Here is a 23,428-nt window from a genome sequence, read left to right as displayed (position 1 = left end):
CCCGGAACGACCGCCCCTCTCCGGCCCCGCTCCCTCCGGCCCCGCCCCCTCACGTCTCGCACTCCAGCACCGACCCGCACAGCCCGCACCGCGCCCGCAGCCGCCCCCGTACCGGCACCCGGATGCGCTGGTGGCAGACGGGGCAGGGGAAGGACACCCGCAGCGGGGACGTGCCCTCGAAGGCGTAGCCGTCGGGGGACGGCGGGGCGGGGCGGCCGGAGCGGGCCGCATGGCGGTCCTTGGCGTAGCGCAGGCGGGCCAGGCGGCCGGCCACGGCCAGGGGCGGGCGGCGGGCGTCCTGGCGGGCCCGCGCCGCACCCGCGGTGTAGGCGTCGTACGCCTGGGGGCTGGTGAACCACGGCGCCGGGTCCTCGCCGAAGAACTCCGCCCGCTTGGCCAGCACATAGCCGAACTCCTCCGGCGTCAGATAGCCGAGCTTCTGCGAGAACGGGCCGTGCTCGCGGTAGGCGTCCAGCAGCAGCCAGCCCGCGCCGAGGTAGGTGGTGGCGGTGTCGGTGAGGATCTCGTTGTCGCGGGTGCCGGGGAACGACAGGTCCAGGCGGTGCAGGCACAGGTGCATCACCTCGTGCGCCAGGGCCGCGCCGATGTCCTTGCGGTGGGTGCGGAAGCGCTCGTTGAGCTCGATGAAGTACTCGGGCCCCGCGGTGAGTTCGACCGTGGCGGCGTGCTCCATCTCCCGGAAGGAGACGACGATCCGGGCGTCGGGCAGCCGGAGCTGACGCACCATCGCGCGGGCCACCCGCTGGGCGCCCAGGTGGATGTCCTCGGTGTCGTCGAAGGCGACCTCGACCGGCAGCACGCTGGTGTCGAAGGTGCTGACGGTGTCGTACGACAGGCGCCGGAACAGCGCCGTGACGGCCGCCCGCACCGTCTCCAGATGCGGAAATCCGTGCGCGATCTCGCTGCCGCCCGTTGCCATCCGGCCACTGTACGGGCGCCCGGAAGCCGCCCGGTACAGGCCGTACGAGGCATACGGGGCCCACGAGGTACACGAGGCGGCCGCAGCGGGGGAGTTGGCCCGGAACGTGGCCGGAAGCGCGCCCTTGTCCGCCGATCGCACTGTCCACATAATCGCAGGACGCTGTGACGGACTCATCCCCCACTGGGTCCGGACGCCTCACGGTGTGCTGCCCTCCACGCGCTTTCCGCGGCGGCCACGTCCGGGCTCCGGTATTGGCATGGGCCCGTCATCGACGTGCAACCCCCCACGAAAGGAAGCCCGTTGCGCAGCTACCGGAAGCTCGTCACCAGACCCATCGCCGTCGGCGCGGTCGCCCTCGCCGCCTTCAGCCTCCAGTCCGGCTCCGCCTTCGCCGGCGCCCCCACCCCCCAGCCCGTCGGCGGCCACACCAAGGTCGTCGGCGGAACCAAGGCCGCCCAGGGCGAATTCCCCTTCATGGTCCGCCTGTCCATGGGCTGCGGCGGCGCCCTCTACACCAAGGACATCGTGCTCACCGCCGCCCACTGCGTCGACAAGAGCGGCCCCGACACCTCCATCACCGCCACCGCCGGCGTGGCCGACCTCCAGGACTCCAAGGCGATCAACGTCAAGTCCAAGGAGGTCCTCCAGGCCCCCGGCTACAACGGCAAGGGCAAGGACTGGGCGCTGATCAAGCTCGACAAGGCGATAGACCTGCCCACCCTGAAGATCGCCCAGGACGACAAGCTCAACAACGGCGACTTCACCATCGCCGGCTGGGGCGCCGACAAGGAAGGTGGCGACCAGCAGCGCTACCTCCTCAAGGCCACCGTCCCGTTCATCGACGACGCCACCTGCCAGAAGGCGTACGGCGACCAGCTCACCCCCGGCGACGAGATCTGCGCCGGCAAGCTGGACACCGGCGGCGTCGACACCTGCCAGGGCGACTCCGGCGGCCCGATGTTCCGCAAGGACGACTCCGGGGCCTTCCTCCAGGTCGGCATCGTCTCCTGGGGCGAGGGCTGCGCACGGCCCGGCAAGCCCGGTGTCTACAGCGAGGTGAGCACCTTCGCCAAGGACATCAAGGCGGGCGCCGACAAGCTGGGCGGCTGACCGCACAGCGTTTCCGCGGGGCCCGGGGCGCACTCTCCGGGCCTCGCGCCATGCCCGGCAGCCCCCCGCGCCCGTTAGTCCAACATCTTCCCCACCTTTGTCCATGGGCGCCCGGCCCGCCCGCACCGCACGCTGTCCCGCGACAGCCGGTGCCGGTGCCAAGGAGGACAACGCACGTGACGCAGCAGCCAGGGCCCAGCCGCAGAAAGGTCGTCGCCGCCTCGGTCGCCACGGCCGCGCTCGCCGGGGTGCCGCTCGGCGGCCACCCCGCCCTCGCCGCGCCCCGCACCACCGAGGCGGTCCTGCGCTCCGACGCACTGGAGGTCCGCGTCGACACCGCCTTCCCCCGCATCCTCTCCTACACCGAACGCTCCACCGGCCACGTCCTGTACGGCCAGGACGCCCCCGTCACCGACGTCCTCATCGACGGCACCGCCCACACCCCCCAGGTCACCCACCAGGCCCGCGACGGCCGCGCCCGCTACACCCTCGCCTTCGACGGCAAGGCCCGTATCACCGTCGAGATCGCCGTCGACGGATGGCGGACCACCTGGCGGGTCACCTCGATCACCGACACCCCCGCCCTGCGCATCGGCACCCTCCAGATCCCCGGCCTCGCCCTGCTCAGCGTCCGCAGCGACCAGCCCGGCGCCGCCCTGCTCGCCGCCCGGATCGACCTCGACAAGGCCAAGAGCGGCGACACCCTCGTCGAGGTCACCGCCGACACCCCCGTCGAGACCGCACCCACCGGATGCGCCTACGCCGTCGTCGCCACCGACCAACTGGCCGCCGCCGTCGACGCCAACACCGTCTACGACACCCCCTCCGGCGCCACCGCCTGGGAGAACGGCCGACTGTGGCACCAGACCGTGCGCGGCGACGGCTTCGTCGCGGCCCGCCTGGCGCCCGGCCAGTGGACCCACCGGGCCGCCGGGCAGCGTGTCGACGCCACCGACCCGCTGCCGTACGCCACCGTCATCGTCACCGGCGACCGCAACGGCGACGGACGCACCGACTGGCAGGACGCCGCCATCGCGCTGCGCGACATCCTGCCCGTGCCCCTGGGCGCCGACGACCAGCATCTGCGGGTCGTCCCGCATATCCCGTTCAACTTCGCCAGCCAGGCCACCAACCCGTTCCTCGCCACCCTCGACCACGTCAAACGGATCTGCCTGGCGACCGACGGGCTGCGGCAGTTCACCCTCCTCAAGGGCTACCAGTCCGAGGGCCACGACTCCGCCCACCCCGACTACGGCGGCAACTACAACCGCCGCGCCGGCGGCCTGGCCGACCTCAACACCCTGCTCCGCGCCGGCACGACATGGCACAGCGACTTCGCCGTCCACGTCAACGCCACCGAGTCCTACCCCGTCGCGCACGCCTTCTCCGAAACCCTCGTCGACAAGAACGACAAGCAGTGGGACTGGCTCGACCAGTCCTACCGCATCGACGCCCGCCGCGATCTGGTCGCAGGCGACATCGCCCGCCGCTTCGCGCAGCTGCGCGCCGAGACCGACCCGGCGCTGAACACCGTCTACCTCGACGTCTTCCGCGAATCCGGCTGGAACTCCGACCGCCTCCAGCGCCATCTGCGCGACCAGGGCTGGCACATCGCCAGCGAATGGGGCCACGGCCTGGAGCGCTCCTCGCTGTGGTCGCACTGGGCGAACGAGACCGACTACGGCCCCGACACCTCCCGCGGTATCAACTCCCGGCTCATCCGCTTTCTCCACAACCACCACAAGGACGTCTTCACCGACAAATGGCCCACCCTCCTGGGCGCGCCCCGGATGGGAAACTTCGAGGGCTGGACCGGCAAAACCGACTGGACCGCCTTCTCCGCCGTCATCTGGCGCGACGCCCTGCCCGCCAAATACCTCCAGGCGTACCCGATCCGGACCTGGACCGCCCACGAGATCACCTTCGAGGGCCCCACCCACACCTCCGTCAGCGACGCCTCGGGCACCCGCACCATCACCACCGACGGCCGCCGCGTCTACGACAACGGCACCTACCTCCTGCCCTGGGAGCCCCGCCGCGCCACCGACCCCGACCGGCTCTACCACTACAACCCACAAGGCGGCAGCACGAGTTGGACGCTGCCCCGCGGCTGGTCCGCCGCGACCGAGGTGTACGCCTACCGGCTCACCGACCAGGGCCGCACCCAGGAGACCCGGATCCCGGCCGGCGGCGGCCGGATCACCCTCACCGCCGAACCCCGCACCCCCTACGTCATCCACCGCACCAAGGCCCCGCGGCAGCCCGACCCCGGCTGGGGCGAGGGCACCGCGCTGAACGACCCCGGCTTCCAGTCCGGCACCCTCGACGCCTGGCAGGTCACCGGCCCCGCCGCCGTCCACCGCTCCGCACGCGGCGACCACGAACTGGTCATCGGCGCGGGCCCGGCCGCCACCGTCGCCCAGAAACTCCGCCGCCTCGCCCCCGGCAGCTACGCCGCCTCCGTCCAGGTCGAGGTCGGCGCGACGGCGGGGGAGCGGCGCCGGGCCGCCCTCGAGGTCCGCACCGCCGACGGCCGCACCGCCGCCAACTGGACCGACACCTCCACCGCCGTCAACTACGTCGCCGCCGACCGCAAATCCGGCACCCGCTTCCAGCGCCTGTTCACCCGCTTCACCGTCCCCGAGGGCGGCGGCCCGGTCACCCTCGCCCTGACCGCCGCGGCGGGCCGGGCACGCGTCCGCTTCGACAACGTCCGCATCGTCCCCGCCGCACCCACCACCCCGAAGAGCGCCCTGGTCCACGAGGACTTCGAGGACGTCCCCCAGGGCTGGGGCCCCTTCGTCAAGGGCGACGCGGGCGGCAGCACCGACCCGCGCACCCATATCGCCCAGCGGCACGCCCCGTTCACCCAGCGCGGCTGGAACGGCAAGGCCATCGACGACGTCATCGACGGCACCCAGTCCCTCAAATCCCGCGGCGAGAACACCGGCCTGGTCTACCGCACCGTCCCGCACACCGTCCGCTTCACCGCCGGCCGCCGCTACCGGATCACCTTCCGCTACGAGAACGAAAAGGCCGGCCAGTACGCCTGGATCACCGCCGTCGACACCCCCGGCCCCCGCGAACTGACCCGCACCCCCCTCCCCGTCGCCACCCAACCGGCCGTCCACACCTACGAGTTCACCGCCCCCGCCACCGGCGAGGCCTGGGTGGGCCTGCGCAAGACCGGCGACGACGGCACCGCGGAATGCGTACTGGACTCCTTCGAGGTACACGCGCTCTGACCACCCGCGAGCCGCCCCGACCGGCGCCCCGGTCCTGCCCCCACCAGGACCGGGGCGCCCTCCGGCTCCCACGCACCCGACGCCGCCCGTACCGGGCCCCGCCCTCTGGCGACACACCGCCCCATGGACAAGGATTCGAGGACGGGGACGGAGCGACGCCCGCACGCCCACGGGGCACGGCACGACGGGAGCCACGCCATGTACCACACCTGGATGCGGTACTTCACGCCCAGCCCGGTCCACCACCGGCTCGGCCTCGTCTGCCTGGGCGTCGGCCTTCAGCACGGCACCCTGCCCGCCGTCGGGCCGCGCACCCTCGACCACCACGTCGCCGTCATCGTCGGCGCCGGCCGCGGCTGGTTCGCCGCCCCCGACGGACGACGCCGACCCGTCACCGCCCCCGCCCTCCTCTGGCTGATCCCCGGCGTACCGCACCACTACGGCGCCGACCCCGCCACCGGCTGGGACGAAAGCTTCGTCGACTTCACCGGCCCGGCCGCCGCCACCTACACCGAACTGGGCTACATCGAACCCGACCGCCCCCTCGTCCCGCTCGCCGACACCGCCCGCCCCCGCGCCGCCGTCGGCACCATCGCCCGCGCCGCCCGCCGCGGCAACCCCCTCCTGGAAGTCGAGACCGCCGCCGCCGTCCACGAACTCCTCGTCGCCCTGCGCCGCGCCCGCGCCGCCGACGGCACCGGCCAGGACCCCGTCCTCGCCGCCCTGGCCCGCGACGCCTTCCTCCCCCTCTCCGTCGCCGAACACGCCGCCCGCCACGGCATGACGCCCGCCGAACTGCGCGCCGCCGTACGCCGCGGCGCCGGATGCAGCCCCAAGGACTACCTCCTGGGCATCCGCCTCGGCCGCGCCAAGGAACTCCTGGCCGCCACCGACCTCCCGGTCGCCGCCGTCGCCCGCCGCGTCGGCTACGACGACCCCGCCTACTTCTCCCGCCTCTTCACCCGCCGCGTCGGCACCGCCCCCGTACGCTTCCGCGACCGCCAGACCCACACCGTCCCCGGCGGCTGGTCCACCCAGATCCCGGCCCCGGACAACCCGCCACTGGTGACCGGCCCGGGCCACTGACCGCCCGCAACGGCCGCCCCGCCACGCTCCTCAAAAGCGGCCCCGCCCCCCTCCCCCAAACACCCGTGCACCCCCAGGTACCCGGGTGGCAGCATGAAGCCATGCCCGCACTCCACCGCACCGAGGCGCAGGCCCGGGCCCGCCTCCTCGACGTCCACCGCTACGACATCCACCTCGACCTCACCCACGGCGAGGACATCTTCGGATCCCGTACGGTCATCCACTTCCGTGCCCACGAGGCCGGCGACACCTTCGTCGAGATCAAACCCGCCACGCTGCACACCGTCACCCTCGACGGCCACCCCCTCGACCCGGCCGCCCTCGACGGCGACCGCCTCCCCCTCGCGCTGACCGCCGGCGACCACGAACTGCGCCTCGACGCCACCATGCGCCACTCCCGCACCGGCGAAGGCATGCACCGCTTCACCGACCCCGAAGACGGCCAGGTGTACGTCTACACGCAGTGCGGCCCCTCCGACGCCCCCCGCGTCTTCGCCGCCTTCGACCAGCCCGACCTCAAAGCCGTCTTCGACCTGTCCGTCACCGCCCCCGAAGACTGGACCGTCCTCGCCAACGGCCGCACCACACACACCGGCGAGGGCACCTGGAAGGCCGCCCCCACCCCCCGGATCCCCACCTACCTCGTCGCCGTCGCCGCCGGCCCCTGGCACTCCGTACGCACCGAACACGCCGGACTGCCCTTCGGCCTCCACTGCCGCCGCTCCCTCGCGCCCCACCTGGACGCCGACGCCGACGAAATCCTCGACATCACCCGCCGCTGCTACGACCGCTACGGCCAGATCTTCGACGAGCCCTACCCCTTCGACTCCTACGACCAGGCATTCGTCCCCGAATTCAACTGGGGCGCCATGGAGAACCCCGGCCTCGTCACCTTCCGCGACGAATTCCTCTACCGCTCCGCCGTCACCGACACCGAACGCCAGACCCGCGGCATGGTCATCGCCCACGAAATGGCCCATATGTGGTTCGGCGACCTGGTCACCTTCCGCTGGTGGGACGACATCTGGCTCAACGAGTCCTTCGCCGAGTACATGGGATACCAGGTCCTTTCCGAGACCACCCGCTTCACCGGCACCTGGACCGACTTCGCCCTCACCCGCAAGGGCTGGGGCTACGACGCCGACCAGCGCCCCTCCACCCACCCCGTCGCCCCCGCCCCCGACGACGTCCCCGACACCGCCGCCGCGATGCTCAACTTCGACGGCATCTCCTACGCCAAGGGCGCCTCCGCACTGCGCCAACTCGTCGCATGGATGGGCGAAAAAGACTTCCTCGCCGGCATCAACGACCACTTCGCCCGGCACCGCTTCGCCAACGCCACCCTCGCCGACTTCATCGACTCCCTCGCCCGCGCCACCGACCGCGACGTCCACACCTGGGCCGAACGCTGGCTGCGCACCACCGGAGTCGACACCCTCGTCCCCGTCATCGCCGACACCGACGACGGCGGCTGGACCCTGCACATCGACCACACCGGCAGCCCGGACGGCACCCGCCCCCACCGTCTGACCGTGGGCCTCTACGACCGCCACCCCGCCGACCCCGGCCGCCTCGTCCCCCGCACACCGCTGACCCGGGACCTCCCCGCCGACCCCTCCCCCAAGCTCTCGACTCCGCTCGAGCAGGGAGGTGCCCCCATCCACCACCCCGCCACCCCCGGGAGCCGCCCCGCCCTGCTCCTCCTCAACGACCAGGACCTCACCTACGCCAAGGTCCGCCTCGACGCCGCCTCCTGGGACACCGCCCTCGCCGCCCTGTCGGGCCTGCCCGACGCCCTCACCCGCGCCGTCGTCTGGAACGCCGCCCGCGACATGGTCCGCGACGGCGAACTCGCTCCCACCGCCTACCTGGACGCCGCCCGCGCCCACCTCCCGCACGAAACCGACCTCGCCCTCGTCCAGGGCGTCCTCACCTTCGCCCGCACCCAGATCGCCGACCGCTACCTCCCCCCGTCCGAACGCCCCGCAGCCCTCGCCACCCTCACCGCCCTCGCCCGCGAGATACTGCGCCACACCGAAGGCCCCGCCCACGGCACCTCCACCGGCCTGCGCCTGACCGCCGTACGCGCCTTCATCGACAGCGCCACCACCCCCGAGGGCCTGCGCGACTGGCTCGACGGCGGCAGCGTCCCCGGCGGCCCCGACCTCGACCCCGAACTGCGCTGGCGCATCCTGGCCCGGCTCGCCACCCTCGGCGCCCTCACCCCCGACACGATCGACGCCGAACTCGCCCGCGACCCCAGCGCCACCGGAGAACAGGGCGCCGCCCGCTGCCGCGCCGCCCTCCCCGACCCCGCCGCCAAACAGGCCGCCTGGCACGCCCTGTTCACCACCGACGACGACATTGCCCTGTCCAACCACCTCTTCACCGCCACCGCCCAGGGCTTCTGGCAGCCCGAACAGACCGACCTCGTACGCGACTACGTCCCCCGCTTCTTCGCCGAAGCCCCCGCCCTCGCCACCCACCGCGGCCCCGCCCTCGCCGACGCCGCCGGCCGCTACGCCTTCCCCGCCACCCACATCACCCCCGAAACCCTCCGCCTGGGCGAAACCTGCCTGGCCGACGGCAACCCGACCCCCGCCCTGCGCCGCAAACTCATCGACCAACTCGACGACCTGCGGCGGGCGTTGACGGTCCGCGGGGCCTGATGCCACCGGGGCCGCCGGACCGGCACCCGGCGGCCCCGAACACCTGCTTGCCGGCCCGTAACACAAAAGGGTGGTACCACCGCCCGTACGAGTGGTGGTGCCCCAACCCGCGCCTGCGCACCCTGCGGGGAAAGTAACTTAGGGCGGCCTTGGTCCCCAGCGGACCGCCGCCCGAATTCCCCCCGAAGAAGAGCGCACTTGATGCCCGAGCCCCCTGCCGGGACCGCCCTCGCAGGCGGCGCCGACGGCCCCCGCGCCCTCCGCCCCCTGCTCGACATCGTCCTCGACGCCCTCGCCACCGGCGCCGCACACCGCGCAGGCCCCCTCCCACCCGGCGGCCCCGACGCCGTCGCCCACACCGTCCGCACCGCCTGCACACCCCTGATCCCCGAATACGGCACCGGCCCCCACGACGCGCTGCGCACCCTCGTCCACACCCTCGCCGCCGGCGCCGCCGACCCCGCCGACCCGCGCTGCGCCGCCCATCTGCACTGCCCCCCGCTGGCCCTGGCCACCGCGGCCGACCTCGCCGCCGGCGCCCTCAACCCCTCCATGGACTCCTGGGACCAGGCCCCCGCCGCCTCCGAACTAGAGGCCCTCACCTGCCGCGAACTGGCCGCCCTCGTCCACCCCGCGGCCGCCCGCCCCGACGCCCTGGTCACCACCGGCGGCACGGAATCCAACCTGCTCGCCGCCCTCCTGGCCCGCGAAAGCGCCCCCCGGGACGCCGGCCCCCTCCAAATCGTCTGCGGCGCCAACGCCCACCACTCCATCCCCCGCGCCGCCTGGCTCCTCGGCCTCCCCGAACCCCTCACCCTCCCCACCCCCAACGGCGTCCTCACCCCCGACACCGTCCACACCTGCCTCGCCAACCTCGCCGGCCACACCGGCCCCGTACTCCTGACCGCCACCGCCGGCACCACCGACTCCGGTGCCATCGACCCCCTCCCCGCCCTCGCCGACCTCGCCGCACACCACCGGGCCCGCCTCCACATCGACGCCTCCTACGCCGGCCCCCTCCTGTTCAGCGACACCCACCGCCCCGCCCTGCACGGCCTCGACCGCGCCCACACCGTCACCCTCGACCTGCACAAACTCGGCTGGCAACCGGTCGCCGCCGGCCTCCTGGCCGTCCCCGACCCCGCCACCCTCGCCCCCCTCGCCCACCAGGCCGACTACCTCAACGCCGACGACGACACCGAAGCCGGCCTGCCCGACCTCCTGGGCCGCTCACTGCGCACCACCCGCCGCCCCGACATCCTCAAAATCGCCGTCACCCTCAAAGCCCTCGGCCGCACCGGCCTCGGCGACCTCGTCGACCGCACCCTCGCCGCCGCCCAGACCTTCGCCGACCTCATCGACGCCCACCCCCGCTACGAACTCCACTCCCGCCCCACCCTCTCCACCGTCCTCTTCCGCCCCACCGGCGCCGACCCCACCACCCTCGCCACCATCCGCCGCACCCTCCTCACCGACGGACACGCCGTCCTCGGCCGCGCCACCACCCCCACCGGCCTCTGGCTCAAGGCCACCCTCCTCAACCCCCACACCCAGCCCGGAGACCTCACCACCCTCCTCACCCTCGTGGAAGGCCACACCCCTCGATGACCCCTCCCGACACCGACACCAGCGGCACCGACACCCCCGCCCCAGACGCCAACGGCACCGACCCCACCGGCCCCGACCCCACCGGCCCCGACACCCCCCTCGACCTCGCCGGCATCGGCATCGGCCCCTTCAACCTCTCCCTCGCCGCCCTCGCCCACCCCCTCACCCACCTGCGCACCGCCTTCTACGACCAACGCCCCGCCTTCCACTGGCACCCCGGCCTCCTCATCGATGGCGCCACCCTCCAAGTCCCCTTCCTCGCCGACCTCGTCACCCTCACCGACCCCACCAGCCCCTGGACCTTCCTCAACTACCTCCGCAGCCGCGAACGCCTCTACCCCTTCTACTTCGCCGAAAAATTCCACATCCACCGCGCCGAATACGACGCCTACTGCCGCTGGGTCAGCGAAAACCTCACCGGACTCCACTTCGGCCACCAGATCGACGCCCTGCGCTGGAACCCCGAACGCGCCCTCTACGAAGTCGACTTCACCCAACTCGACACCGACGGCGAAGCCCAAGCCCTCGGCCGCACCTACGCCCGCAACATCGCCCTCGGCATCGGCACCACCCCCCACATCCCCGAACCCCTGCGCCCCCTCGCCGACGCCCCCGCCGTCCCCGTCCTCCACTCCGCCGACTACCTCACCCACCGCGAACGCCTGCTCGCCGCCGACCACATCACCGTCATCGGCGCCGGCCAGTCAGGCGCCGAAATCTTCCTCGACCTGCTCCGCGCCCGCCCCACCGGCCACGAAGGTCTCCACTGGCTCGCCCGCACCCCCGCGTTCGCCCCCATGGAATACAGCAAACTCGGCCTCGAACACTTCACCCCCGACTACACCCGCTACTTCCACGGCCTGACCGAACCCGTACGCGACGCCCTCATCCCCGGCCAATGGCAGCTCCACAAGGGCATCGACCACGACACCCTCGCCGCCATCCACGACGAGCTCTACCGCCGCACCCTCCACGGCGGCTGGCCCGACGCCACCCTCACCCCCGGCGTCGCCGTACGCACCGCAGGCCGCGTCGGCACCACCATGATCGAACTCCACCTCGACCACACCCAGCAAGGCACCCGCTCCCGCCTCACCACCAACGCCGTCGTCCTCGCCACCGGCTACCGCGAACGCCGCCTCGACACCCTCCTCGCCGCCCTCGACCCCTACGTACGCCGCGACCGCGCCGGCCGCCCCCGCATCGACGAACACCACCGCCTCGACCTCGACCCCTCCCTCACCGGCGCGATCTACGTCCAGAACGCCGAAACCCACACCCACGGCGTCGGCGCCCCCGACCTCGGCCTCGCCGCCTGGCGCAGCGCCACCATCCTCAACTCCCTCACCGACACCCCCGCCTACCCCCTCCCCACCCGCACCGCCTTCACCACCTTCGGCCTCCAGCAGCCCGCCCCCACCCGCACCGGCACCGTCCCCCGCCAGGGCTCCACCCTCGTCCCCCGCCACTGACACACCGCGGGGCGGCGCCCCGCACCCACGCCGCCGCCCCGCCCACCCGCAGGCCGACCACGCCTGCCGCGCCGCCGCCTGTGAGGGCGGCCCTTTTACGCCCACCCCCGGCCGGCGCCCCGACGACCCCCGCCCGCATATCCCGGCCGCCACCCCCCCAACGCGCCCCCGATATGCGACCCTTCACCCCCACCCTTCACCCGCCATCACCCCCAGGAGCCGACCCACCCATGACCGACCACCCCACCCCCGCACACACCCCCGAAGACGCCCCCCAAGGCACACCCGCCCACCCCCACACCCCCCTGCCCTACGGCACCCCCGACACCCCCCGCGTCGCCGTCCGCGGCGAAGCCCGCCTCGAAGTCGAGCCCGAAATCGCCCGAATATTCGTCACCGTCACCGCCCGCGGCACCGACCGCAACACCACCCTCACCGACCTCACCCGCCGCAACGACCAGGCCCTCACCCTCATCAAGAGCTACGGCGACGCCGTCGAAAAACTCGAAACCGGCGCCTTCAGCATCACCCCCCAGCTCACCGACAAAGGCCGCAACGAACGCATCCGCGCCTACCACGGCAGCGTCACCCTCACCGCCACCCTGAACGACTTCACCGCCCTCGGCGAACTCACCACCCGCCTCGGCGACCTCGACCTCACCCGCCTCGCCGGCCCCTGGTGGTCCCTGCGCCCCGACTCACCCGCCCACCGCACCGCCCGCACCCAGGCCGTCCGCGAAGCCGTCCAGCGCGCCCGCGAATACGCCGAAGCCCTCGGCGCCCGCCTCGACGCCCTCGTCGAACTCGCCGACCTCGGCGCCGACGCCCCCACCACCCCCACCGCACCCGGCGCCCTGCGCGGCTACGGCGCCCCGCCACCCCCGGCAGCCCCCGGCGGCGCACCCGCCACCCCCGCCCTCGACCTCCAGCCCCAGCGCCAGACCGTCCACGCCCACGTCAACGCGCGCTTCACCATGACCCGTCCCGCACTCTGAGACCACACCCCGGACACCCGGAAATCCGCTCATCAGAGCGCCCTCACGCCCATTCCAATACTTGTCAACACCCCTTCATCCAGCGGACGTTGGGCTGTCACCTCTTTCCCGTTCCCTACCGTCGGGTAGGTCATAGGGTCGAAACATGCGCCGAGCAAAAATCGTCTGCACACTAGGACCCGCCACCGACTCGTACGAGCAGATCAAAGCCCTCGTCGACGCCGGAATGGACATCGCCCGCTTCAACCTCAGCCACGGCACCTACGCCGACCACGAAGCCCGCTACGCACACGTACGCAAAGCCTCCGACGAAACCCGCCGCAGCGTCGGCATCCTCGCCGACCTTCAAGGCCCGAAGATCCGCCTCGGCCGATTCCGCGAAGGACCCGTACTTCTCGAACGCGACGACGAGTTCACCATCACCGTCGAACCGTCCGTAGAAGGCGACCGCCACCTCTGCGGCACCACCTACGCCGGCCTCGCCGACGACGTCACCCCCGGCGAACGCATCCTCGTCGACGACGGCCGCGTCACCCTCGAAGTCACCGGCGTCGACGGACCCCGCGTCCGCACCAAGGTCATCGAAGGCGGCATGGTCTCCGACCACAAGGGCCTCAACCTCCCCGGCGTCGCCGTCTCCGTCCCCGCCCTCTCCGACAAGGACGAACGCGACCTCCGCTGGGCCCTGCGCACCGGCGCCGACATCATCGCCCTCTCCTTCGTCCGCAGCGGCCGCGACATCGAGGACGTCCACCGGATCATGCGCGAGGAAGACCGCTTCCTCCCCGTCATCGCCAAGGTGGAAAAACCCCAGGCCGTCGACAACATCGACGACATCGTCGCCGCCTTCGACGGCATCATGGTCGCCCGCGGCGACCTCGGCGTCGAAATGCCCCTGGAAACCGTCCCGATCGTCCAAAAGCGCGCCATCAAACTCGCCAAGCGCAACGCCAAACCGGTCATCGTCGCCACCCAGATGCTCGACTCGATGATCGACAACTCCCGGCCCACCCGCGCCGAGGCATCCGACGTCGCCAACGCCGTCATCGACGGCACCGACGCCGTCATGCTCTCCGGCGAGACCAGCGTCGGCAAACACCCCACTGAAACGGTCAAAACGATGAGCCGCATCGTCGAAGCCGCCGAGGAGGACATCCTCGCCAAGGGCCTGCCGCCGCTGACCGTCACCAGCAAACCCCGCACCCAGGGCGGCGCCGTCGCCCGCGCCGCCGCCGACATGGGCGACTTCCTCGGCGCCAAGTTCCTCGTCGCCTTCACCCAGTCCGGCGACACCGTCCGCCGCCTCTCCCGCTACCGCTCCCCGATCCCCCTGCTCGCCTTCACCCCCGACACCGCCACCCGCTCCCAGCTCAACCTCACCTGGGGCGTGGAAACCTTCCTCGGCCCGACCGTCGACTCCACCGACGAGATGGTCGCCCAGGTCGACGAGCAGCTCCTGAAGATCGGCCGCTGCCAGAAGGGCGACGTCGTCATCATCACCGCCGGCTCCCCGCCCGGCGTCCCCGGCTCCACCAACCTCGTCCGCGTCCACCGCATCGGCGAGGACGAGTCCCCGAAGTAGCCCCACCCGCACCGCACCTGAACCCGCTGGGCCGAGGAACTGACTGCCGTCCCTGTCAGTACTTCGGCCCGATGTGTTGATCCATGAGGGCTACGGAGGCTTTGCGGGCTACGGAGATGTTCTCCGCTTTACGGGATTTTTGGCGCGCAGGCTTCCACTCGACGCCGACCCGGTCGAGGGTGTCGGTGCAAAGCTGGATGATGTCGGTGGACGTATTGGTGAAGAAGTAGCGCGGGTACTCGTAGCGCTTGCGCTCCCCGCCAACCCTCCGCGTGGTCCAGTTGGTGATCCGGCAGCCGTCGGAGTGGATGAGGCCGCGGATGAATTGCCAGGGGTGGGCGTCCACGATCTGTTGCTGCCAGGGTTCCAAGACGAGCGACCGCTCGTGCTTCTTGCCCTCGCCGTGCTGAGGGAACATGCACCATAAGTGCTTCGAGTAGACCTTCACGTTGTGGCAGCCGGTCTTGCGTACCCGGCATACCGAGTTGTCGGGGAAGACCTTGCGCATGGCGGTCTCGCAGGCGTTCATGAGCCCTGGCCAGGCGTCGTCACACGTGATCATGAGACTTGGTACGCGATGGGCCGAGTACTGGATGATGTGGCCGTCGCCGAGGTAGAGGGCCAGCAGGTAGGAGTACGCCGCCGAGTCGAGCTCGCGGCCGTCACATCGTGGGCATTTCGGGTCGTGGGCGCCCGGACACTCTCCGCGTTTGGCGCGGTCCATGTGCCGCCAGTAGCTGATGGTGCCGAGTGGGATGTCGAATTCCCGAGCTACGTCTGCGTTCTTCGCCCCTGCGCGGAGGCGGGCGACAGCCCTATGGCGCACTTCTGTGCGATGGAAGTTCATGGTCGCGAGCTTGGCGCGATGACGGCCAATCGGAGACCGTACGGCTAACGTTCGCCTTAATGAGCGAATCTCTTCGATTCTCAGGCGACCTTGGAATCGAAGGTAAAGTGCCCCGGGTCGGACTCGAACCGACACTGTATGGGTTTTGAATCCATTGCCTCATGCCAATTGGGCTACCGGGGCCAGCGGAATCAAAGGCTACTGCCTACCTGCTGTGAGACCACCTTACAGGAGCTAGGTAGGCTCATGGGGCACCACCTGCCAGCAAGAGGAGACCCGTGAGCGCCGCCGAGCCCGAGCCGCCCGTCGCCGAAGACGATCAGTCGCACGTCCCGCCGCTGACCACCCGCGTCGTGATCGCCGAGGACGAGGCCCTCATCCGTCTCGACCTCAAAGAGATGCTCGAAGAAGAGGGCTACAGCGTCGTGGGCGAGGCCGGGGACGGCCAGACGGCCGTCGAGCTGGCCCGGGAGCACCGGCCCGATCTGGTCATCCTTGACGTGAAGATGCCGGTCCTCGACGGTATCTCGGCGGCGGAGAAGATCGCCGAGGAGAGCATCGCCCCGGTGCTGATGCTGACCGCCTTCTCGCAGCGCGAGCTGGTGGAGCGGGCCCGGGACGCCGGTGCGATGGCGTATCTCGTCAAGCCGTTCTCCAAGAGCGATGTCGTGCCGGCGATCGAGATGGCCGTGAGCCGGTTCACGGAGCTGAAGACGCTGGAGAAGGAGGTCGCCGACCTCACCCAGCGGCTGGAGACGCGCAAGCTGGTGGACCGGGCGAAGAGCATTCTCCAGACGCAGTACGGCCTGACGGAGCCCGCCGCCTTCCGGTGGATCCAGAAGACGTCGATGGACCGGCGGCTGTCGATGCAGCAGGTCGCCGAGGCGGTCATCGAGGACGCGGAAGAGAAGAAGCAGAAGAAGCAGGACAAGGATTAGGCCCACGCGCCGTGCATGCGAGCGGCCCCGTACCGGTGGTGATCGGTGCGGGGCCGCTTCGTATGGGTCGGGGCGGGTGGTCGGGGGTCAGTCCTCGCCGAGGTACGCCTTGCGGACGGATTCGTCGTGCAGCAATCGGTGGCCGCTGCCGGAGAGGACGATGCGGCCGATTTCCATGACGTGGCCCTGGTCGGCGAGGGAGAGCGCGGCCTGGGCGTTCTGTTCCACGAGGAGGATGGTGGTGCCTTGGGAGCGGAGTTCGCGGATGGTCTCCATGATCTTTTGCATCATGATGGGGGAGAGGCCCATGGAGGGTTCGTCGAGCATCAGGAGTTTGGGGCGGGACATCAAGGCCCGTCCCATGGCGAGCATTTGCTGTTCGCCGCCGGAGAGGGTGCCGGAGGCTTGTTTGCGGCGTTCGCCGAGGATGGGGAACAGGTCGTAGACGCGGTGGATGTCGGCGTCGATTCCGGCGGTGTCCTTGCGGAGGAAGGCTCCCAGCTGGAGGTTTTCCGCGATGGTGAGGCGGGGGAAGAGGCGGCGGCCTTCGGGGGAGTGGGCCAGGCCGCGTTCGACGATTTTGTGGGCGGGGACGCCGTTGAGGGGTTCTCCGTCGAAGGTGATTTTTCCGGCGAGGGGCTTGAGCAGGCCGGAGAGGGTGCGCAGGGTGGTGGTTTTTCCGGCGCCGTTGGTGCCGATGAGGGTGACGGCCTGGCCTGCTTCGACGGTGAAGGAGATGCCCTTGACGGCTTCGATTTTTCCGTAGGCGACGCGGAGGTCCTCGACTTCGAGCAGTGCGGTCATGGGGTGTCTCCGGTCTGTGCGGTGTCCGGGGTCTCCTCGGTGGCCTCTCGGGTGCCGGTGGTCTCCGCGTCGGCGGTCGCGGCGGTGCCGGTGGTCTCCGAGTCGGCGGTCCCGGCCTCGACCGTCTCCGCGTCGGCAGGCCGGTCCCCGGCGGCGGCCCGGTCCCCGTTGCCGGCCTCGTCCCCGACGGGTGTGCCCAGGTAGGCGGCCACCACCCGTTCGTCGGCCTGGACGACCTCCGCCGTGCCCTCGGTGAGTTTCTGGCCCTGGACGAGGACGGCGACGCGGTCGCAGAGGTTGAAGATGAAGCGCATGTCGTGCTCGATGACGAGGACGGCGGTGCCCTGGTCGCGGATGGCGAGGACGAGGTCCTGGGTGGCGCGGGTTTCCTGGGGGTTCATGCCGGCGGTGGGTTCGTCCAGGAGGAGGAGGCCGGGGTCGCTGGCGAGGGCGCGGGCGATTTCGAGCTTGCGTTGTTCGCCGTAGGGGAGGTTGCGGGCGAGGTGGTCGCGTTTGTGGGCGAGGCCGGTGAACTCCAGGAGTTCCATGGCGCGTTGCTCGGAGGCGCGTTCGGCTTTTTTGAAGCCGGGGCCGCGGAGGAGGGCGGACCAGAGTCCTTCTTTGGTGCGGGTGTGGCGTCCTACGAGGACGTTTTCGAGGACGGTCATGTTGGCGAAGAGGCGGATGTTCTGGAAGGTGCGGGCGACGCCGGCCTGGGTGACGAGGTGGGGTTTGCGGGACAGGCGGGTGCCCTGGTAGCTGACGCTGCCTTCGGTGGGGACGTAGAGGCCGGTGAGGCAGTTGAAGAAGGTGGTTTTGCCGGCGCCGTTGGGGCCGATGAGGCCGACGATTTCGCCGGGGCCGACGGTGAGGTCGACGTCGCGTACGGCGGTGAGGCCGCCGAAGCGCATGGTGACGCCGCGGGCTTCGAGGACGGCGGCGCCGGCGGTGGGCATGGTGGGTGTGGTCATGGCGGTCACGCCTTTGCCTGGGTGACGCCGAGGGTGGCGTCGGTGTCGGGGAGGCGTTGGTCGGGGACGTCGAGCTGGCCCGTTTCGTGGAATTCGAGCTGTTTGCGGCGGTCGGGGATGAGTCCCTCGGGGCGGAAGCGCATCAGCAGGACGAGGGCGATGCCGAACAGGAGCAGTTGGTAGTCCTGGAGGAAGTCGAGTTTGGCGGGGATGAGGAAGAGCAGGGCCGCGCCGACGAGGGGTCCGCTGAGGGTGCCCATGCCGCCGAGGATGACGGCGGCGAGGAGGAAGGCGGAGTTGGGGGGCTGGGGGCCGGCGAACTGGAATTGCTCGGGGGTGGCGGTCGTTACTACGTGTGCATGGACGGTTCCGGCGAGTCCGGCCAGGGAGGCGCCGAGGGCGAAGGCGAGGAGGCGGAGGCGGAAGGAGTTGATGCCCATGGCGACGGCGGCGGTTTCGTCCTCGCGGATGGCGATCCAGGCGCGGCCGATGCGGGAGGCGGCGGCGCGGCGGAAGACGAGGACGACGAAGGCGGTGACCAGGATCATCAGCAGGTAGTAGTTGCCGTAGGTGGCGACGGGGATGCCGAGGATGTGGTGTGGTTCGCCGAAGTTGAAGCCGAAGATTTCGAGGTTGGGGATGTTGGGGATGCCCATGGCGCCATTGGTGATGTCGGGGCCGGTGGTGCCGTTGAGGTTGAGCATGGCGATGCGGAAGATCTCGCCGAAGCCGAGGGTGACGATGGCCAGGTAGTCGCCGCGTAGTCGGAGGGTGGGGGCGCCGATGAGGACGCCGAAGACGAGGGAGGCGGCGGCGCCGGTGAGCAGGGCGGCCCAGAAGGGGAAGTGGAGGCCGAGGGCGGATTCGGGGGAGCCGGAGACCAGGGCGGCGGCGTAGGCGCCGACGCCGAGGAAGGCCACGTATCCGAGGTCGAGGAGGCCGGCGAGGCCGACGACGACGTTCAGGCCGAGGGCGACGGTCGCGAAGATGAGGATGTTGGCGCCGATGATCGTGTACTGGTCGGTGTCCTGGGTGAACGGGAAGAGTGCGGCGGCGAGGAAGGCCGCGGTGAGGGCGATGCCGCGGTGGGTGTGGGTGAGTTGGGTCAGGCGGGCGATCAGGCCGGCGCGGTGGAGGGCGGGGACGGCGAGGACCATGAAGAGGAGGTAGCCGACGAAGGGGGCGCCGTCGTCGGTGTCGATGCCGTAGGTGAAGGTGATCAGCCCGGCGGCGAAGGCGGCGGCGATGATCAGGATCTCGGCCCAGGAGGGGAGTTCGCGGGTGCGGCGGCGTACGGGGGTGGCGGCCAGGGCGGCGGTGAGGCGTTGCCAGGGGTTGGTGGGGGGTGGGCCGTCGGTGCGGTCGGGGGGCAGGCCGAGGGCGCCGAGGAGGGTGAGGAGGGCGGCGAGGCCCGCGACGGCGCCGCCGGGTTCGAGGTTGACCAGGCCGCCGAGCTGGACGGCGATGGCGCCGAGGGTGAACCAGGTGGCGGCGAAGGTGGCGAGTGCGGCGAGGAGGACGGGGGCGTTGCGGCCGCCGGGGGTGAGCCACCGCAGTCCGCGCAGGCCGAGTCCGGAGGCGGCGAGGAGGAGGGTGAGCAGGCCGCCGGCGAGGGTGACGAGCTGGAGGCCGGCGGGGGAGAAGTAGTAGGTGAGGTCGCCGGGGAAGTCGCTGCTCCAGGTCCAGGCGAGGGCGGTGCTGAGGGCGGTGGCGAGGGCGCCGGCGGCGGTGGTGAGGCGGGCGGTGCGTTCGGGCAGGGGGAGCGGTGCGCGGGGGGTGGCTGTGGTGGTGTGGGTGGTCATCGCTATCACGCCCGATCCGCGACGCGTTCGCCCAGTAGGCCCTGGGGCCGCAGGAGGAGTACGAGGATGAGGAGGACGAAGGCCCAGACGTCCTTCCAGGCTCCGCCGCCGAACTGCTGCATTCCGGGGATTTCTTCGACGTAGGCGGTGGCGAGGGCTTCGGCGACGCCGAGGACGAGGCCGCCGAGCATGGCGCCGTAGATGTTGCCGATGCCGCCGAGGACGGCGGCGGTGAAGGCTTTGAGGCCCATGATGAAGCCCATGCGGAATTGCACTTCGCCGGTGCGCAGTCCGTAGGCGACGGCGGCGACGCCGGCGAAGGCGGCGCCGATGGCGAAGGCGAGGACGATGATGCGGTCGGTGTTGATGCCCATGAGGCGGGCGGTGTCGGGGTCCTGGGCGGTGGCCTGCATGGCGCGGCCGCTGCGGGTTTTGGAGACGAAGAAGCCGAGGGCGAGCATGCACAGGGGGGCGGAGACGAGGACGAACAGGTCGCCGCGTTGGACGGTGGCGCCCAGGATGTCGAGGGCGGGGCCTTTGAACTGGGGGAAGACGCGGGCCTGTTTGCCGTCGGGGTACCACTTCCAGATGGCTTGCTGGAGGGCGATGGACAGGCCGATGGCGGTGATGAGGGGGGCGAGGCGGGGGGCGCCGCGCAGGGGGCGGTAGGCGAAGCGTTCGGCGGCGACGCCGACGAGGACGGATACCGCGATGCCGCCGAGGAGCATGACGGGCAGGGCGAGGGCGAGGGAGGTGCCGGAGGGGAGGGCCAGGTAGACGCTGAGTGCGCCGAAGCCGCCGACCATGAAGATCTCGCCGTGGGCGAAGTTGATGAGCTGGACGATGCCGTAGACCATCGTGTAGCCGATCGCGATGAGTCCGTACATCGCGCCGAGGATGAGTCCGTTGGCCAGCTGTTGCGGCAGTTCGTTCACCGCAGGCCTCCGTTGGGTGGAAGGGAGGGGGCCGGCGTGCCGGGTGCCGGTACGCCGTGTGCCGCGGGCCGCGCCAGGGGGTGTGGTGCCCTGGCGCGGTGCGGTCGGCCGGCCGGTCAGCTCTTGTCGAACTTCTTGAATTCGGCGCTGAAGCGGGACTTCCAGGCGCCCTTGTCGACCTGATATGCGGTGATCATGGTGTTGGTGGTGTCGCCGTACTTGTCGAAGGCGACCTTGCCGGTGACGCCGTCGAAGGTGACGGTGTTCATGGCCTGGACGACTTTGGCGCGGGCGTCGTCGGGGAGTTTGCCGCCGTTGTCGGCGACGACCTTCTTGACGGCCTGGATCAGGGCCCAGGTGGCGTCGTAGGTGGAGCCGCCGTAGGCCTCGTAGGCTTCCTTGAAGCCGGCGGCCTTGTAGTCGGCGATGAACTTCTTTGCGGAGGCGAGCTGTTCGACGGGCTTGCCGACGGAGGAGGCGTAGTCGCCCTGTGCCTTCTTGTTGAGTTTGATGTAGTCGCCGCTGTACATGCCGTCGCCGCCCATGAGGGGGACGGTGACGCCGCCGTCCTTGAGCTGCTGGCTGAGGGGTCCGGAGGCGGGGTATTCGCCGCCGTAGAAGACCAGGTCGGGGCTCTTGGACTGGACCTTGGAGACCACGGCCTTGAAGTCGCGGTCGTCGGGGCTGATGTGCTCGGTGCCGGCGATCTTGCCGCCGAGCTTGGTGAACTGGTCCTTGAAGGAGGAGGCCAGTCCGACGCCGTAGGTCTTCTGGTCGTCGATGACGTAGACCTTCTTGGCCTTGATCTTCTCCCAGGCGTACTGGCCGTCGAAGGCGCCCTGCACCTCGTCGGTGGTGGCGGTGCGGAAGTAGGTGGGGAACTGGCGGACGCGGTTGTTCTTGCGCCAGCCGGGGCCCTGGGTGAGGTCGGGGGTGGTGTTCGCCGGGGATATGAGGGTGACGTTGTTCTGTTTGGAGACCTGCTGCATGGACTGGGCGACGCCGGAGTTGAGGGGGCCGACGATGCCGAGGACGTTCTTGTCGCCGGCGAGTTTGGTGGCGTTCTGCTGGCCGACGTTGGGCAGGGCCTTGTCGTCGAGGGCTTCGAGTTTGAAGGTGACGCCCTTGACCTCGCCGGTTTTGTTGGCGGTGTCGAGGGCGAGCTGGGCGGAGTTGCGGATGCCCAGGCCCAGTGCGGAGAGTTCGCCGGTGGTGGGGGCGTCGAGGCCGATGACGACGGTGGTCTTCGAGCCGTCGCCGCTCTTGTTGTCGCCCCGGGTGCCGCATGCGGTGAGGGTGAGGGCTCCGGTGGCGAGTGCGGTGGTGATGAGAAGCAAGGAACGGTGACGCACGATCAGTCCTTTCCCTGGCGCGGCCACGGCTGTCGCATGGCCGATTCGCCGCCGGTTCGTACGGGGGTACGGGGAGGTACGGGTCCGTGCTCGCGGTGCGCCTGGCGGCGTGGTGACTGGCGGTGAACTCTAGAGCGCCTCTCGTCGGCCCGGCAGAGGCGCTGAGCAGGATGTGACGCTCTTGTTATGACCTTCGATGAGCGTTTTGCGCTCATGGTCCTTACACCCGCAGGGCGGACGCGGTGCGGAGGACGAACTCGCACTTCCGCGGGGAAAACTGGACGGGGGTGTCGGTACCGTGTCCGGTTATCGGAGGCGGCGGGCGTGGGGGCGTCGACGGCCGTGCGGGGCGCGGGGCGTGGGCGCGGCGCGGGATTTCGTACACGTTACGCAGCGTTACGGAAATGCGAACGGCGGCCCTGCTCCCGGTGCCGGGTGCGGGGCCGCCGTGGGACGGGGGTCAGCTGCGGTAGACGTCGGCGTCCACGTCGCGCAGCAGGCAGGTCAGGCGGGCGGTGCAGACCCGCTTGTCGTGCTCGTCGGTGATGACGATTTCGTAGGTGGCGGTGGAGCGGCCGCGGTGGACGGGGGTGGCGACGCCGGTGACCAGGCCGGAGCGGGTGCCGCGGTGGTGGGTGCAGTTGAGGTCGACGCCGACGGCGATTTTGGTGGGGCCGCCGTGCAGCATGGAGCCGACGGAGCCGAGGGTTTCGGCCAGGACGGCGGAGGCGCCGCCGTGCAGGAGTCCGTAGGGCTGGGTGTTGCCCTCGACGGGCATGGTGCCGACGACGCGGTCCGGTGCGGCCTCGGTGACCCGCACGCTCATCCGCTCGCCGAGGTGCCCGGCGGAGAACAGGGCGGGCAGGTCGAGGCCGAGGCCGGCCCACTGGTCGAGGATTTCCTGCGGAAACCTGGTCGTGCTCTGCTCACCCATGGCCTGTGTCTCCGTTCGCTCGCGCGTGATCGTCGTCGATCCCTGCCCGTTCCTATCAGGCCACTGAGCAAGCGCTCAGTGCGGGGTCGGTATTTCCGCCCCTCCGCCCGCGGCCCGTGTTCGGCTGGCCTCCGT

General features: G+C 71.0%; 17 protein-coding genes and 1 tRNA gene. 9 read left to right on the top strand and 9 right to left on the bottom strand.

Annotated elements, in window-relative coordinates; genetic code table 11:
- Window positions 1–49: 49 nt before the first annotated feature.
- Complete coding sequence (locus B1H19_RS12000; protein ID WP_083109564.1) at window positions 50–940, bottom strand: hypothetical protein; 891 nt, start codon at window positions 938–940, stop codon at window positions 50–52.
- 303 nt (window positions 941–1,243) lie between these two features.
- Here B1H19_RS12000 and B1H19_RS11995 point away from each other — a divergent pair, with 303 nt between their 5' ends.
- From B1H19_RS11995 to pyk, 8 genes are all read left to right on the top strand, one after another.
- Window positions 1,244–2,053: a S1 family peptidase gene (locus tag B1H19_RS11995; protein WP_083104605.1), complete on the top strand. Its 810-nt coding sequence runs from the start codon at window positions 1,244–1,246 to the stop codon at window positions 2,051–2,053.
- 176 nt (window positions 2,054–2,229) lie between these two features.
- Window positions 2,230–5,298, top strand: a complete 3,069-nt coding sequence (locus tag B1H19_RS11990; protein WP_237289259.1) for an endo-alpha-N-acetylgalactosaminidase family protein — start codon at window positions 2,230–2,232, stop codon at window positions 5,296–5,298.
- Window positions 5,299–5,496: 198 nt separating this feature from the next.
- A complete protein-coding gene (locus B1H19_RS11985) occupies window positions 5,497–6,384 on the top strand; it encodes a helix-turn-helix domain-containing protein (protein ID WP_083104603.1) in 888 nt (295 codons plus the stop codon).
- A gap of 101 nt (window positions 6,385–6,485) precedes the next feature.
- A complete protein-coding gene (pepN, locus tag B1H19_RS11980) occupies window positions 6,486–9,053 on the top strand; it encodes an aminopeptidase N (RefSeq protein WP_083104602.1) in 2,568 nt (855 codons plus the stop codon).
- A gap of 201 nt (window positions 9,054–9,254) precedes the next feature.
- Window positions 9,255–10,661, top strand: coding sequence for a pyridoxal phosphate-dependent decarboxylase family protein (locus B1H19_RS11975; protein ID WP_083104601.1), 1,407 nt, complete (start codon window positions 9,255–9,257; stop codon window positions 10,659–10,661).
- Window positions 10,658–12,133, top strand: coding sequence for a lysine N(6)-hydroxylase/L-ornithine N(5)-oxygenase family protein (locus tag B1H19_RS11970; protein ID WP_083104600.1), 1,476 nt, complete (start codon window positions 10,658–10,660; stop codon window positions 12,131–12,133). The genes B1H19_RS11975 and B1H19_RS11970 overlap by 4 nt, the downstream gene beginning before the upstream one ends.
- Before the next feature lie 230 nt (window positions 12,134–12,363).
- Complete coding sequence (locus B1H19_RS11965) at window positions 12,364–13,128, top strand: SIMPL domain-containing protein (protein WP_083104599.1); 765 nt, start codon at window positions 12,364–12,366, stop codon at window positions 13,126–13,128.
- 145 nt (window positions 13,129–13,273) lie between these two features.
- Window positions 13,274–14,710, top strand: coding sequence for a pyruvate kinase (gene pyk, locus B1H19_RS11960; protein WP_083104598.1), 1,437 nt, complete (start codon window positions 13,274–13,276; stop codon window positions 14,708–14,710).
- A gap of 55 nt (window positions 14,711–14,765) precedes the next feature.
- Here the strand turns inward: pyk and B1H19_RS11955 are convergent, their stop codons facing one another.
- Window positions 14,766–15,557, bottom strand: a complete 792-nt coding sequence (locus B1H19_RS11955; protein WP_083104597.1) for a hypothetical protein — start codon at window positions 15,555–15,557, stop codon at window positions 14,766–14,768.
- Between the two features lie 108 nt (window positions 15,558–15,665).
- Window positions 15,666–15,740: transfer RNA gene (locus tag B1H19_RS11950), tRNA-Leu, on the bottom strand.
- Window positions 15,741–15,835: 95 nt separating this feature from the next.
- Here B1H19_RS11950 and B1H19_RS11945 point away from each other — a divergent pair.
- Window positions 15,836–16,495: an ANTAR domain-containing response regulator gene (locus B1H19_RS11945; protein WP_083104596.1), complete on the top strand. Its 660-nt coding sequence runs from the start codon at window positions 15,836–15,838 to the stop codon at window positions 16,493–16,495.
- A gap of 87 nt (window positions 16,496–16,582) precedes the next feature.
- On the opposite strand, the gene B1H19_RS11940 is transcribed toward B1H19_RS11945, so the two are convergent.
- The 6 genes from B1H19_RS11940 to B1H19_RS11915 all read right to left on the bottom strand — a co-directional run bounded on the left by B1H19_RS11940 (window position 16,583) and on the right by B1H19_RS11915 (window position 23,293).
- A complete protein-coding gene (locus B1H19_RS11940; protein ID WP_083104595.1) occupies window positions 16,583–17,299 on the bottom strand; it encodes an ABC transporter ATP-binding protein in 717 nt (238 codons plus the stop codon).
- Window positions 17,296–18,270: an ABC transporter ATP-binding protein gene (locus B1H19_RS11935; protein WP_083109563.1), complete on the bottom strand. Its 975-nt coding sequence runs from the start codon at window positions 18,268–18,270 to the stop codon at window positions 17,296–17,298. Before B1H19_RS11935 ends, B1H19_RS11940 begins: the two co-directional genes overlap by 4 nt.
- Window positions 18,271–18,275: 5 nt before the next feature.
- On the bottom strand, window positions 18,276–20,072 hold the full coding sequence (locus B1H19_RS11930; RefSeq protein ID WP_083104594.1) for a branched-chain amino acid ABC transporter permease: 1,797 nt from the start codon (window positions 20,070–20,072) through the stop codon (window positions 18,276–18,278).
- A gap of 5 nt (window positions 20,073–20,077) precedes the next feature.
- Window positions 20,078–21,007 carry a branched-chain amino acid ABC transporter permease gene (locus B1H19_RS11925; protein ID WP_083104593.1) on the bottom strand — a complete coding sequence of 310 codons (930 nt, stop codon included), beginning with the start codon at window positions 21,005–21,007 and terminating at the stop codon, window positions 20,078–20,080.
- Between the two features lie 116 nt (window positions 21,008–21,123).
- Entirely contained in the window at window positions 21,124–22,344 is a 1,221-nt protein-coding gene (locus tag B1H19_RS11920) for a branched-chain amino acid ABC transporter substrate-binding protein (RefSeq protein ID WP_083109562.1), read from the bottom strand.
- Window positions 22,345–22,819: 475 nt separating this feature from the next.
- Window positions 22,820–23,293, bottom strand: coding sequence for a PaaI family thioesterase (locus B1H19_RS11915; RefSeq protein WP_083104592.1), 474 nt, complete (start codon window positions 23,291–23,293; stop codon window positions 22,820–22,822).
- Between the last annotated feature and the right edge of the window lie 135 nt (window positions 23,294–23,428).

The organism is Streptomyces gilvosporeus (assembly GCF_002082195.1).
Taxonomy (GTDB): Bacteria; Actinomycetota; Actinomycetes; order Streptomycetales; family Streptomycetaceae; genus Streptomyces; species Streptomyces gilvosporeus.
The sequence above is the reverse complement of the archived record's forward strand: the minus strand, read 5'-3'. Positions and strand labels throughout refer to the sequence as shown.